This window comes from Micromonospora sp. NPDC020750 (assembly GCF_044334565.1).
In the GTDB taxonomy this organism is placed as follows: Bacteria; Actinomycetota; Actinomycetes; order Mycobacteriales; family Micromonosporaceae; genus Micromonospora.
Genome location: NZ_JBIRTH010000001.1, coordinates 1,002,546 through 1,015,003, shown reverse-complemented (window position 1 = coordinate 1,015,003; position 12,458 = coordinate 1,002,546). Strand labels below are relative to the sequence as shown.

Here is a 12,458-nt window from a genome sequence, read left to right as displayed (position 1 = left end):
ACCAGCCGTTACCGGAAGTGGTCCCAGCCGGTCGGCCCGGCGTACGGTACGCCGTCGACGGTCACGCCCCCGCCCCCGCCCTCGACCACCCGGCCGACCGGCCGCCACGGCGCGGGCAACGCCACCGCCGGGGGGAAGGTCGCGGCCAGCGCGTGGTCGTCGCCGCCACCGAGGATCCACAGGTACGGGTCGACCCCGAGCGCCTGGGCGGCGTCACGCATCTGCCGGGGCACCTCGAAGGCGTCCCGGCGCACGTCGATGCCGACCCCGCTGGCCCGGGCCACGTGTCCGAGGTCGGCCAGCAGCCCGTCCGACACGTCGATCATGGCGGTGGCACCGAGCCGGGCGGCGTGCGGGCCGGCCGGGTACGGCACCTCGGGCCGCCGGTACGCCTCCACCAGCAGCTTCGGGGTGCGGAAGCCCCGGGACAGCACGGTGTACCCGGCGGCGGCGTACCCGCTGCGGCCGGCCAGGGCCAGCACGTCCCCCGCCCGGGCGCCCGAGCGGACCACCGGGGCCAGCCCGCCCAGGTCGCCGAGGGCGGTGACCGCGATCGTCAGCGTCGGGCTGGCGGACATGTCGCCGCCGACCACGCTCGCCCCCACCGTGGCCGCCTCGGCGGCCAGCCCGTCGGCCAGTTCCTCGGCCCAGGCCGGGTCCAGGTCCGCCGGCATGCACAACGCCACCAGCAGCGCGGTCGGGGTGCCGCCCATCGCCGCGATGTCGGCCAGGTTGGCCGCCGCCGCCCGGTGCCCCACGTCCCGGGCGCTGGACCAGTCCCGCCGGAAGTGCCGCCCTTCGACCAGCACGTCGGTGGACGCGACGACGCGGGCGTCCGGCGCGACCAGCACCGCCGCGTCGTCGCCGGGCCCCAGCAGGCAGGCCGCTCCCTGGGGCAGCCGGGCAGTGACCCGGTCGATCAACCCGAACTCGCCGATCCCCGCCACGCTCATGCCCGTCCCCCGTCGCGCCCGTACCCGCCGTGGGCCCGGAACCGTCCCGCGCCCCATCCGCTGTCGCGCCCGTCGCGCTCGCTCACCGCTTCTCCTTGGCCACCGATAGGGATCAGACCTGGTCCGTAAGGTACTTTCACCCTTCGGGCCGCCTGCGGGCGGCGACGGACGGAGGTCGAGTCGTGGTACAGGCGTACATCCTCATCCAGACCGAGGTCGGCCGAGCGCGTGACGTGGCCGATCTGATCGCGGACCTTGCCGGCGTGGTACGGGTCGACGCCGTCACCGGCCCGTACGATGTGGTCGTGCTCACCGAGGCCAACACGGTCGATGAGCTCGGCAAACTCATCGTCAGCAACGTGCAGATGGTGCCCGGCATCACCCGCACCCTCACGTGTTCGGTGGTGCGCCTGTAAGTGGACGAGATCATCTCCTCCCCCAACAAGACCGACAACACCCACGGCGCCAGCGGTGCCGACGGGCAGGCCCCGGGCCCGCCGCGCCGGGACCGGGCCAACCGGAGCGCGGCGCTGATGGCCACGCTGATCGCCGTCCCGGTGACCGTGGCCGTCGCCGGGTTCACCTTCGCCAAGCTCGCCCCGGACACCCCGGCCGCCGAGCCGGCCCCGGCGGCGACCAGCGCCCAGCCGCAGTCCACCGCGCCGGTCGAGATGGCCGCCCCGAAGCTGCCCGGGCGGCCCGAGATCGTGTGCCGCGCCCTGACGTCGCAGCTCCCGTCGACCGTGCGGGGCCTGGGCCAGCGGCCGGTCACCGCCGGCCCCGAGCAGAACGCCGCGTACGGCGATCCGGCGCTCACCGTCGCCTGCGGCGGCGACGAGCCAACCCCCGGCACCACCGACGACGTCTGGGTGGTCAACAAGGTCTGCTGGTACCCGGTCGAGGGGCCGGACGCGACCGTGCTCACCACCCTCGACCGGGAGACCGCCGTGCGGGTCACCGTCCCCCACACGCACGGGTCGGCCCTGCAGTGGGTGAGCCCGATCTCCGACGTGGTGGTCGCCACGGTGCCCTCCGGCGGCACCGTGCCGGCCGGCTGCACGGGCTGAGCGCGGGCCGGGCCCGCTCGGCGCGGAGGGCCGGGTGCGGGTTCAGTGCAGGCCCACGCCGCGCCGCTGGGCGGTGCGGATCAGGCGGTTCACCAGCTTCGGGTACTCCAGCCCGGAGGCGGCCCACATCAACGGGAACATCGACGTCGGGGTGAACCCCGGCATGGTGTTGATCTCGTTGAGGTAGACGTCCAGCTCGGGGGTGACGAAGAAGTCGACCCGGGCCAGCCCGGCGCAGTCCAGCGCGGCGAACGCCCGGACGGCGTACTCCTGGACCTGGCGGGTGACGTGCTCGGGCAGGGGCGCCGGGAGGTCGTACTCGGGCTCGGAGAGGTACTTCGCCTCGAAGTCGTACCAGGCGTGCTCGCCCCCGGCGCGCACCTCGGCCAGCAGGGACGCCTCGGCCCCGCCGCCGGCCTCACCCTCCAGCACGCCGCACTCGATCTCCCGGCCGACGATCGCGCCCTCGACCAGCACCTTCGGGTCGATCTCCCGGGCGACGGCGACGGCGGCCTCCAGGTCGGCCCAGTCGTCGACCTTGGTGATGCCGAACGACGAGCCGGCCCTGGACGGCTTGACGAAGACCGGCAGGCCGAGCCGCTGCTTGTCCTCCCCGGAGAGGGTCACCCCGTTGCGCAGCACGGCGTACGGCCCGACCGGGATGCCCTCGGCGGCGCAGAGCTTCTTGGTGAACTCCTTGTCCATGGCGGCGGCGGAGGCGAAGACGTTCGCCCCGACGTACGGGATGCCGGCCATCTCCAGCATGCCCTGGATGGTGCCGTCCTCGCCGTAGGCGCCGTGCAGCACGGGGAAGACCACGTCGACGTCGGCGAGCACCTGGGGGCCCTGGGTCGGGTCGAGCACCATCAGCCCGTTGCCCGTCGGGTCGGCGCGCAGCACGATGTCGACGCCGGCCTCGGCGGTGATCTCCGGCAGCCGCCGGGCGCTGATCGCCAGGTCGCGATGGTCCCCGCTGGTCAGCACCCACTTGCCGGCCCGGGTGATGCCCACGGGGACCACCTCGAACTCGTCCGGGTCGAGCGCGCCGAGCACGCTGCCGGCGCTGACGCAGGAGATGCCGTGTTCGGGGCTTCGGCCGCCGAAGACGAGGGCCACACGGGTCTTGCCTGGGGTGGTCACTCGGTCACCCTTTCGTCCGCGACTGCGAGGCTGATGGCGCTCACCCGGTTGACCTTACTGTGGGTGGCGAGACATGGATGCCGATACCCGGGGAGGGCGGCAATACACCGCAACCGGTCAACATCGCCTACACGCAGCGTAATCGCATCAGCTCGGACGCTCGGGGCGGTCGGCGGCCGACCGGCGGTCAGAGGCCGTAGCGGCGGCCGACCGCGATGACCTTCACCCGCTGCCGGCCGGCCCGCACCATGCCCAGCGCCATGAACGCGCCGGCGATCCGGTCGGCCGCCTCCCGGCTGCTCGCGCCGACCACCTGACGGCGCCGCTCGGGCGCACGCCGCTCGTCCCGGAGGGGTCCGTCGACGGGTCGGACGTCGGTCAGCACCACCAGGAACCGGGTCATGGCCGCCCTCCGGTCCCGCCCCACTCCGACCGGGCGGACGCCTGTTCGGGCTCCGCCGTGGTCGCCGCGAGGCCGCCCGACCGGTCCCGACACACGTAGGCCAGGCTCGCGTGGATCCACGCGTCGTCGTTGTCGCGGAGCACCGGATGCGCGCACCAGCGGCACCGCGACACCCTGGGCCAGGAGGCGGTCACCGTCATGCGACTCCCTTCCGGTGCGTCCCGGGTGGCGGCACGCGGCGATCGGGTACGGGGGAGAAAACCCGATCGCCACGCGCCCCATCCCCTCCGGTCACTCACCACCGCCGTCGCCACGACAACCGGCAGTGAGGAACTGGTCACACATTGACATGTGGATGGGCGTGAATGCAACTCTCATCGGCGTTCTCTCATGCACACCTTCCCGAAGATGTGTGTCACCATCAATGCATGGCACCGAAGACCGCCAGGGCCCGACGGCTCGGCATCGCGCTGCGTACGCACCGGGAGGCGGCCGGCCTCACCCTCGAGGCCGCCGCCGACGAGATCAACAGCACCCGGAGCACCCTGTCCCGGTACGAGAACGCCCAGACGCTGATCAGCCCGGCCACGGTGCGCGCCCTGCTCACCCTCTACGGCGTGGGCGCCGACGAGCTCGCCGCGGCCGTCCAGCTCGCCAAGGACGCCCGTAAGCCGGGCTGGTGGGTGTCCTACTCGTACCTGCTGGACCGGCGGACCATCGACTTCATCGCGCTGGAGGCGGAGGCGACCGGCATCGCCAACTTCGAGCCCTCGGTGGTGCCCGGCCTGTTGCAGACGGCGGACTACATCCGGGCGGTGATGCGGGGCGGCCCGCACACCCTCAGCGACGACCAGGTGGAGCAACGGGTCCACCTGCGACTCGACCGCCAGCAGCGGCTCACCGACGAGAATCCACCGATCCTCGACGCGATCATCGACGAGGGCGCGCTGCTGCGCCCGGTGGGCGGTGAGAGCGTGATGGAGGAGCAACTGCGCCACCTGCTCAAGGCGTCCGAATTGCCCAACATCACCGTCCAGGTGATCCCGCTGGCCGCAGGCTACCACCGGGGCACCCGGGGCTCGCTGCACATCCTGGAGTTTCCCGACCCGGAGGATCCGATCATCGCGTCGGTGGAGACGGTGGCCGGGCAGATGGTCCTGGACCGGGCCGGTGACCTGCGTACCTGCACCAAGATCATGGAGCATCTACGGACGGTCGCACTCAGCCCTGGGGCCAGCCGGGAAGAGCTTTTCCGCATCCTGAAAGGACGGTAGGACAATGACCCCGACGACGAGCGCGGCACTGGCTGCGGCGCGATGGCGCAAGAGCAGCCGCAGCGGCGACGAAGGTGCCTGCGTGGAGATGGCGGTCGTGCCCGACGCGATCGCGGTCCGCGACTCCAAGGACCCGGCCGGCCCGGCGCTGATCTTCGCGCCGACAGCCTGGACCGCCTTCGCCACAGCCCCGCCCCGCCGCTGACCGCCGCCCGGCCGGCCGGGGGGTCCCGCCCCGGCCGGCCGGCGCGGCCCACCCCGGCCGGCACCCGCCGGCCTCTCGTCGTGGTCCACCCGCCGCCCGGTCCGCACCGCCGGCCGGCGGGTGGGCCACCACCGCACCCCACCCCGCGCCCCGGCGACCGCAGGCGGTGGCCTTCCGCTCAGGCGTCGAGAGCGGCGGTGACGTCGGCCAGCAGGTCGGCGGTGTCCTCCACCCCGCAGGAAAGCCGGACGAAGCCGGGGGCGGTGTCATCGCCCCACTGGGCCCGGCGGTCCGCCGTGGTGTGCAGGCCGCCGAACGAGGTGGCCGCGTCCACCAGCCGGGCCGCGTCGACGAACCGGCCGACCCGCTCGGCGTCGCCCAGATCGAACGCGAGCATCCCGGGCATCCGGCGCATCTGCGCCGCCGCCACCGGGTACGCGGGGTCGTCGGGCAGGCCCGGCCAGCGCAGGCCCGTCACGTCGGGACGGCCGGCGAGCAGCCGGGCCAGCGCCTCGGCGTTGGCGGACTGCCGGGCCAGCCGCAGGTCGAGAGTGGCCAGCGAGCGGTGCGCCAGCCACGCGTCGAACGCCCCGGGCACCGCGCCGGTGACGGTGCGCCAGGCGGTGACCGGGTCGAGCAGCTCCGGCGTACGGGTCGCCACGTAGCCGAGCAGCAGGTCGGAGTGCCCGGTCAGGGCCTTGGTGCCGGAGGCGACCACCAAATCCGAGCCGAGATCCAGCGGGCGCTGGCCGAGCGGCGTGGCGGTGGTGTTGTCGACCGCGACGAGGGCCCCGGCGGCGTGCGCGTCCCGGGCCAGCGCGGCGATGTCGGCGACGTCCAGGCCGGGGTTGGCCGGGGTCTCCAGCAGCACCAGCCGGACCCCGTCGAACGACGGGTACGGCCCGGCGGTCGGCGCGAACAGCACCCGCACGCCGATCCCGGCGAGGGTGTCGGTGGCGAACGTCCGCATCGGGTAGTACCCGTCGGCGGGGAGCAGCACGGTGTCGCCGGGGCGCAGCAGCGCCAGCAGCAGGCCGGTGATGGCCGCCTGCCCGCTGGCGAAGACCCGGACGTCACCGCCCTCCAGCTCGCCGATGGCCGCCTCCAGCAGCCGGCGGGTCGGGTTGTCCGGCCGGCCGTACCCGTTCGGGGTCGCCGCCGGCCCCTGCCACGGGTCGAGGTGGTACGTCGCGGCGAAGACCGGCCCGGGCAGGAACGGCTGCCCCGGGGTCGGCTCGGGCAGGCCGGCCCGGACGCAGCGGGTGCCGTCGCCGTCGCTGGCCCGTGCGCTCATGCGGGCCTCACTCGTACGACTCGGGCTTGGCGGTGCGGCTCATCAACAGGTCCACCGTGAGCCGGGGGTCCATCCCCTCGTGACAGATCCGCTCGATCTGCTCGGTGATCGGCATCTCCACCCCGTGCGAGCGGGCCAGGTCCCGGATGGCCAGGCAGCTCTTCACGCCCTCGGCGGTCTGCCGGGTGGCCGCCTGGGCCTGCTCCAGGGTCTCCCCCCGGCCCAGGTGCTCACCGAAGGTCCGGTTGCGGGCCAGCGGCGACGAGCAGGACGCCACGAGGTCGCCCATCCCGGCCAGCCCGGCGAAGGTGATCGGGTCCGCGCCGAGCGCCACCCCGAGTCGGGCGGTCTCGGCCAGCCCCCGGGTCATCAGCATCGCCCGGGTGTTGTCGCCGAACCCCATCGCGGTGGCGATGCCGTACGCGAGGGCGATCACGTTCTTCACGGCCCCGCCCAGCTCACAGCCGATCACGTCGTCGTTGGTGTACGGCCGGAAGTACGGCGTCCGGATCGACGACTGGACTAGCTGGACGCGGCGGTCGTCGGTGCCGGCGACCACGGTGCCGGCGGGCTGCTCGGCGGCGATCTCGGGGGCGAGGTTCGGGCCGGAGACCACCACCACCCGGTCCGGGGTGACCCCGGCGGTCTCCACGATCACCTCGCTCATCCGCCTGGTGGTGCCCAGCTCGATGCCCTTCATCAGCGACACCAGCGTCGAGTCCGGATGCAGGTGGCCGGTCCACTCGGCGAGGTTGCCGCGCAGCGTCTGCGACGGCACGGCCAGCACCACGATCTCCGCGCCGGTGATCGCCTCGGCGGCGTCGGCGGTGCCGGTGACCCGCTCCGGCAGCCGCAGGTCCGGCAGGTACTCCGGGTTGTGCCGACGCGACCGGATCGCCTCGGCCACCGGCTGCCGCCGGGCCCAGATCGTCACGTCCCGGCCGGCGTCGGCGAGGATCTTGGCGAACGCCGTCCCCCACGATCCGGCTCCCAGCACGGCCACGTGGCCGGTCACGCCGCACCCCCCTCGGCCGGCAGGGAACGGGTGACGGCGGGACGGGACGGCCGTTCCCACAGCGGTGGCGGCGTCCCGCCGCGGATCTCGGCGAGCTGGTCGCGCAGGCGCAGCATGATGGCCTCGGTCATCTCTTCCAGGGTGGCCTTGGTTGGCGTCGAACCGACCCACCGGCTCAGGTCGACCGGCGGACCGGCGACCACGGTCACCGGGATGCGGGGCCGCAGGTTGAACCGGTTGGTCCGCGGGTCGAAGAGCTTCTCCGGGCCCCACATGGCGACGGGGACCACCGGGGCGCCGGTGGCCAGCGCCAGCCGGGCGGCGCCGGTCTTGCCCTTCATCGGCCACAGCTCCGGCTCGCGGGTGGTGGTCCCCTCCGGGTAGATCACCACCGCGCCCCCCTCGGAGAGCGCGGCGACCAGGGTGTCCAGCGACTTGACGGCGTCCGCCGTGCCCCGTTCCACCGGGATCTGCCGGCACCGGTGCAGGATCCAGCCCGCCACCGGCACCCGGAAGACGCTGGCCTTGCCGAGGAACCGGGGCCAGCGTCCCGCGTCGTAGACGAAGTGCGCGGAGACCAGCGGGTCGGCGTGCGAGAGGTGGTTCGGCACGATGATGATTCCGCCGTCGCGGCGCAGCTGCTCCATGCCCCGCCAGGTGCGCCGGGTCCAGACCATCATCACGGGCTTGACCAGCAGCACGGCGAACCGTTGCCAGAACCCCAGCCTGCGCCGTGTCACCCTGCCTCCTCGTAGCCCCGACCCGCGCCGCACCCGCCCGCGCTGCCCGCAGCGAAATCATGCCTGCTCGCCCCGGGTACGGCCAGTGCGGGTGCCGCCACCCGACTGGCAGGATTGTCCCGTGCAGCAGCGAACCTGGACGGTGGTGGTACCGGTGAAGCGCCTCGGCGCGGCGAAGAGCCGGCTGCGCGGGGCGCTGCCCGGCGTACCCCACGAGGAGCTGGCACTGGCCCTGGCGGCCGACACGGTCGCCGCGGTGCGGGCGTGCCCGGCGGTGTCCGCCGTGGTGGTGATCACCGACGACCCGCTGGTGGCGGCGATGGCCGGCGCGGCGGGCGCGCGGGCCGTGCCGGACGTGCCGGACGCCGGCCTGAACGCCGCCTTCCGGCACGGCGCCGAGGTCGCGACCGCCGGCGGCGGGGCGTGGGTGGCCGGGCTCACCGCGGACCTGCCGGCGCTGCGCCCGGCCGAGCTGGCCACCGCGCTGGACGCGGTCACCGCCGGCCCTGCCGGGGTACGCCGATTCGTGGCCGACGCCCCGGGGAGCGGCACCGTGCTGCTCGCCGCGCCGCCCGGCGTGCCGCTGGACCCCCGGTTCGGGGTCGACTCGGCGGCGGCTCACCTGGCGGGTGGCGCGTTGCCGCTGACCGGCGACTGGCCGACCCTGCGCCGGGACGTCGACACGGCCGCCGACCTGGCCGCCGCCCTCCGGCTGGGGCTCGGGCCACGCACCGCCGCCCTGGCCGGCGTCGACCGGCCGGCCGCCCACCCGGGTTGACCCGACCGGCCCGGCGCGGGGTGTACGGTGCTGCCATGCAGGGCACGGTGGCCACCTACGACGCGGCGACGCGCAGCGGCGTGCTGCTCCTCGACGACGGCACCGAGCTGGCCTTCCCGGCCCGGGCGTTCGACGCCTCCGGGCTGCGGCTGCTCCGGCTGGGCCAGCGGGTCCGGATCGAGACCGACACCGCCGGGGAGATCGTCCGGGTGACGTTGCCGACGATGCCGTGAGCTACCCGCCCAAGTTCATTTTGCGTTAACCCGTTCCGGGACATTATGAGCGGGTGAGCACCCCTCGCGAGCAACCCGCCGGCCCGTCCACCGACGATCACCCACCCGCCGACGACCGCCCCACCGGTGGGCGGGAAGCCGTCGACCCCACGCCCGTCCGCAACGGGTCCCGCCGGCGCGGCGTCGACGGCCGCTTCCGCCCCCGGGAGACCGCCGAGGACGAGCTGGCGGCGTCCGGCCCGGCCGCCGGGGCGGCCTCCGCCGGGTTGGAGGAGGTGCTCGACGCGCCCAGCGAGCAGCCGACGGCGGCGGCCCTGCCCGCGCCCGGCTCCGGCTCCGGGTCTGGCTCCGACCCCGGCTCCGACGACGAGCCGACACCGCCGGAGCCACTGCCCGAGGACCGGTTCCTCAACCGGGAGCTGTCCTGGCTCGACTTCAACGCCCGGGTGCTGGCCCTGGCCGAGGACCCGCGCACCCCGCTGCTGGAGCGGGCGAAGTTCCTGGCCATCTTCGCCAGCAACCTCGACGAGTTCTACATGGTGCGGGTGGCCGGGCTGAAGCGCCGACTGTCGGCGGGGCTGCCGGTGCGCGGCGGGGACCGGCTGCCGCTGCGCACCCAGCTTGAGCTGATCACCGAGCGGACCGCCGACCTGGTCGGCCGGCACGCCGCCTGTTCCGTCGACGACGTGCTGCCGAAGCTCGCCGCCGAGAACATCCGGATCCTGCGCTGGTCGGACCTGGACGCGCCCGAGCGGGAGCGCCTACGCACCTACTTCCGCGAGCACATCTTCCCGGTGCTCACCCCGCTCGCGGTCGACCCCGCGCACCCGTTCCCGTACATCTCCGGGCGGTCGCTGAACCTGGCCGTCGCCGTCCGCGACCCCGACGGCGGCTCGGAGCTGTTCGCCCGGGTCAAGGTGCCGAACAACGTGCCCCGGTTCGTCCGGGTCGGCCGGGACTCCCCCGGGGTGCGGGTGCTCCCGGTCGAGGAGCTGATCTCGGTGCACCTGGAGCAGCTCTTCTCCGGTATGCAGGTGGTCGAGTGTCACCTGTTCCGGGTCACCCGCAACACCGAGGTGGAGGTCGACGAGGACCGCGACGAGGACCTGCTCCAGGCCCTGGAGCGGGAGCTGGCCCGCCGCCGGTTCGGCCCGCCGGTACGGCTGGAGGTGGCCGCCTCCATCTCCGACCACATGCTGGAGCTGCTGGTCCGCGAGCTGGACATGGACGGCCACGACGTGCTGCGGGTCCGTGGCCTGCTCGACCTGTCCGCCCTGTGGCAGCTCTACGGCGACGCCGACCGCCCCGACCTGAAGGACCCGCCGTTCGTGCCGGCCACCCACCCCCGGCTCACCGAGGGCGAGGTGCCGCGCAGCGTCTTCGCCACCCTGCGGGACGGGGACGTGCTGGTGCACCACCCGTACCACTCGTTCGCGACGAGCGTGCAGCGCTTCGTCGAGCAGGCGGCGGCCGACCCGGACGTGTTGGCCATCAAGCAGACCCTCTACCGCACCAGCGGGGACTCCCCGATCGTCGACGCGCTGGTCGACGCCGCCGCCGCCGGCAAGCAGGTGGTGGTGCTGGTGGAGCTGAAGGCCCGGTTCGACGAGGTGGCCAACATCGGCTGGGCGCGCACGCTGGAGCGCGCCGGCTGCCACGTGGTGTACGGCCTGGTCGGCCTCAAGACGCACTGCAAGACCGCCCTGGTGGTACGCCAGGAGGGCACCCAGATCCGCCGCTACTGCCACATCGGCACCGGGAACTACCACCCGAAGACCGCCCGGCTGTACGAGGACTTCGGCATGCTGACCGCCGACCCGGAGATCGGCGCCGACCTCACCGACCTGTTCAACGTGCTCACCGGCTACAGCCGGCAGACCGCGTACCGGCGGCTGATGGTGGCTCCGCAGGGGATCCGGCGGGGGCTGATCGAGCGGATCGAGCGGGAGATCACCCACGTCCGGCTCGGCATGCCGGGGCTGGTGCAGTTCAAGGTGAACTCGCTGGTCGACGAGAAGGTCACCGACGCGCTCTACCGGGCGTCCCGGGCCGGGGTGCACGTGGACCTGCTGATCCGGGGCATGTGCACGCTGCGCCCGGGAGTGCGGGGGCTGTCGGAGAACATCCGGGTCCGGTCGATCCTCGGCCGGTTCCTGGAGCACTCCCGGATCTTCCGGTTCGGCAACAACGGGGCCGCCGAGTTCTGGATGGGCTCGGCCGACCTGATGCACCGCAACCTGGACCGCCGGGTGGAGGCACTGGTGCAGGTGAGCGACCCGGTGGCCAGGGCCGAGTTGGACCACGTGCTGGCCGCGGCGTTCAGCCCCGACGTGGAGGCGTTCGAGCTGGCCGGGGACGGCTCCTGGACCCGGCGGACGGGAGCGCCGGGCGGTCCGCTGACCCATCTGCAGGATCTGCTGCTGCGCCGCGTCGGCGGCACTCCCGGTTGAGCCTAGGCTGAGCGGATGTCGGAGGGGGAACGGATGATCCGGGCGGCGGGCGGGGTCGTCTGGCGCCCGGACCAGGACGACGTGCTGGTCTGCCTGGTGCACCGCCCCCGGTACGGCGACTGGTCGCTGCCCAAGGGCAAGCTGGAGGCGGGCGAGCATCCGCTGTCAGCCGCCGTCCGGGAGGTCGCCGAGGAGGCCGACGTGCGGGCGGTACCCCAGGTCCGGCTGCCCACCATGCGGTACCGCAGCGAGGGCCGGCCGAAGGCGGTCGACTACTGGTCGATGCGGGCGGTCGCCGACGGGGGCTTCCAGCCCGACACCGAGGTCGACGGGATCCGCTGGCTCCCCGCCGGGGAGGCGACGCGCCTGGTCAGCTACCCGCACGACGCCGAGGTGCTGGCCGCGTTCGCCGCCCTGCCGCCGGTCACCGCGACGGTGGCGCTGGTCCGGCACGCCCACGCCGGCAGGCGCGGGACCTGGTCCGGCCCGGACGCCGGCCGACCGCTCGACGACACCGGCTGGGCGCAGGCGCACGCCCTGGCGCCCCTGGTGGCCCTGGTGCGCCCGGCCCGGCTGCTGTCGGCCTCGGCCCGCCGCTGCGTGCAGACACTGGACCCGGCGGCGGACCTGCTGGACCTGCCGATCGAGGTGGCCGGCGACCTCGACGAGCCGCAGCCCGGCCAGGACCCGGACGAGCGGGCGCTGGCCGCCGCGGCCTGCCTCACCGAGCTGGCCGCCGAGCAGGCCAGGGCCGGGGTGTGCACCCAGGGCAAGGTGATCCCCGGGGCGATGGAACGCCTCACCGGCCGCGCCGACGACTTCACCACACCGAAGGGCGGCGGTTGGCTGCTCGCCTTCGCCGCCGACCGCCTTCTCGCCGCCGACCCCCTGTGACGGCGTCAGCCG

General features: G+C 74.2%; 14 protein-coding genes. 8 read left to right on the top strand and 6 right to left on the bottom strand.

Features of this window, described 5'->3' with window-relative positions; all coding sequences use genetic code 11:
• Window positions 1-8: 8 nt before the first annotated feature.
• Complete coding sequence (locus tag ACH4T9_RS04665; protein WP_396669788.1) at window positions 9-953, bottom strand: thiamine-phosphate kinase; 945 nt, start codon at window positions 951-953, stop codon at window positions 9-11.
• A 182-nt stretch (window positions 954-1,135) separates the two neighbouring features.
• Between ACH4T9_RS04665 and ACH4T9_RS04660 the strand changes: the two genes are divergently transcribed.
• Window positions 1,136-1,369, top strand: a complete 234-nt coding sequence (locus ACH4T9_RS04660) for an Lrp/AsnC ligand binding domain-containing protein (protein ID WP_161687828.1) — start codon at window positions 1,136-1,138, stop codon at window positions 1,367-1,369.
• Between the two features lie 117 nt (window positions 1,370-1,486).
• The gene (locus tag ACH4T9_RS04655) at window positions 1,487-2,020 is read left to right on the top strand and encodes a DUF3515 family protein (protein ID WP_396669907.1); all 534 of its coding nucleotides are present in this window, start codon (window positions 1,487-1,489) and stop codon (window positions 2,018-2,020) included.
• Between the two features lie 42 nt (window positions 2,021-2,062).
• Here the strand turns inward: ACH4T9_RS04655 and ACH4T9_RS04650 are convergent, their stop codons facing one another.
• Window positions 2,063-3,160 (bottom strand): D-alanine--D-alanine ligase family protein, encoded by a 1,098-nt coding sequence (locus tag ACH4T9_RS04650; protein ID WP_396669787.1) that lies wholly within the window; start codon window positions 3,158-3,160, stop codon window positions 2,063-2,065.
• A gap of 187 nt (window positions 3,161-3,347) precedes the next feature.
• Window positions 3,348-3,563: a hypothetical protein gene (locus ACH4T9_RS04645; RefSeq protein ID WP_396669786.1), complete on the bottom strand. Its 216-nt coding sequence runs from the start codon at window positions 3,561-3,563 to the stop codon at window positions 3,348-3,350.
• A gap of 428 nt (window positions 3,564-3,991) precedes the next feature.
• On the opposite strand from ACH4T9_RS04645, the gene ACH4T9_RS04640 reads away from it, so the two are divergent.
• On the top strand, window positions 3,992-4,837 hold the full coding sequence (locus tag ACH4T9_RS04640) for a helix-turn-helix domain-containing protein (RefSeq protein WP_396669785.1): 846 nt from the start codon (window positions 3,992-3,994) through the stop codon (window positions 4,835-4,837).
• Window positions 4,838-4,841: 4 nt separating this feature from the next.
• Complete coding sequence (locus ACH4T9_RS04635) at window positions 4,842-5,042, top strand: DUF397 domain-containing protein (protein ID WP_387016573.1); 201 nt, start codon at window positions 4,842-4,844, stop codon at window positions 5,040-5,042.
• 178 nt (window positions 5,043-5,220) lie between these two features.
• Here the strand turns inward: ACH4T9_RS04635 and ACH4T9_RS04630 are convergent, their stop codons facing one another.
• The 3 genes from ACH4T9_RS04630 to ACH4T9_RS04620 are packed head-to-tail and all read right to left on the bottom strand — an operon-like array spanning window position 5,221 to window position 8,091.
• Window positions 5,221-6,336, bottom strand: a complete 1,116-nt coding sequence (locus ACH4T9_RS04630) for a cystathionine gamma-lyase (protein WP_396669784.1) — start codon at window positions 6,334-6,336, stop codon at window positions 5,221-5,223.
• Between the two features lie 7 nt (window positions 6,337-6,343).
• Entirely contained in the window at window positions 6,344-7,351 is a 1,008-nt protein-coding gene (locus ACH4T9_RS04625; protein ID WP_387016576.1) for an NAD(P)H-dependent glycerol-3-phosphate dehydrogenase, read from the bottom strand.
• Window positions 7,348-8,091, bottom strand: a complete 744-nt coding sequence (locus ACH4T9_RS04620) for a lysophospholipid acyltransferase family protein (RefSeq protein WP_396669783.1) — start codon at window positions 8,089-8,091, stop codon at window positions 7,348-7,350. The genes ACH4T9_RS04625 and ACH4T9_RS04620 overlap by 4 nt, the downstream gene beginning before the upstream one ends.
• Before the next feature lie 121 nt (window positions 8,092-8,212).
• Between ACH4T9_RS04620 and cofC the strand changes: the two genes are divergently transcribed.
• The 4 genes from cofC to ACH4T9_RS04600 all read left to right on the top strand — a co-directional run bounded on the left by cofC (window position 8,213) and on the right by ACH4T9_RS04600 (window position 12,446).
• Window positions 8,213-8,869: a 2-phospho-L-lactate guanylyltransferase gene (cofC, locus tag ACH4T9_RS04615; RefSeq protein WP_396669782.1), complete on the top strand. Its 657-nt coding sequence runs from the start codon at window positions 8,213-8,215 to the stop codon at window positions 8,867-8,869.
• Between the two features lie 35 nt (window positions 8,870-8,904).
• Complete coding sequence (locus tag ACH4T9_RS04610; protein WP_396669781.1) at window positions 8,905-9,102, top strand: cold-shock protein; 198 nt, start codon at window positions 8,905-8,907, stop codon at window positions 9,100-9,102.
• Window positions 9,103-9,326: 224 nt separating this feature from the next.
• Entirely contained in the window at window positions 9,327-11,552 is a 2,226-nt protein-coding gene (locus ACH4T9_RS04605; protein ID WP_396669906.1) for an RNA degradosome polyphosphate kinase, read from the top strand.
• Window positions 11,553-11,567: 15 nt separating this feature from the next.
• Window positions 11,568-12,446, top strand: coding sequence for an NUDIX domain-containing protein (locus ACH4T9_RS04600; RefSeq protein WP_396669780.1), 879 nt, complete (start codon window positions 11,568-11,570; stop codon window positions 12,444-12,446).
• Window positions 12,447-12,458 lie beyond the last annotated feature (12 nt).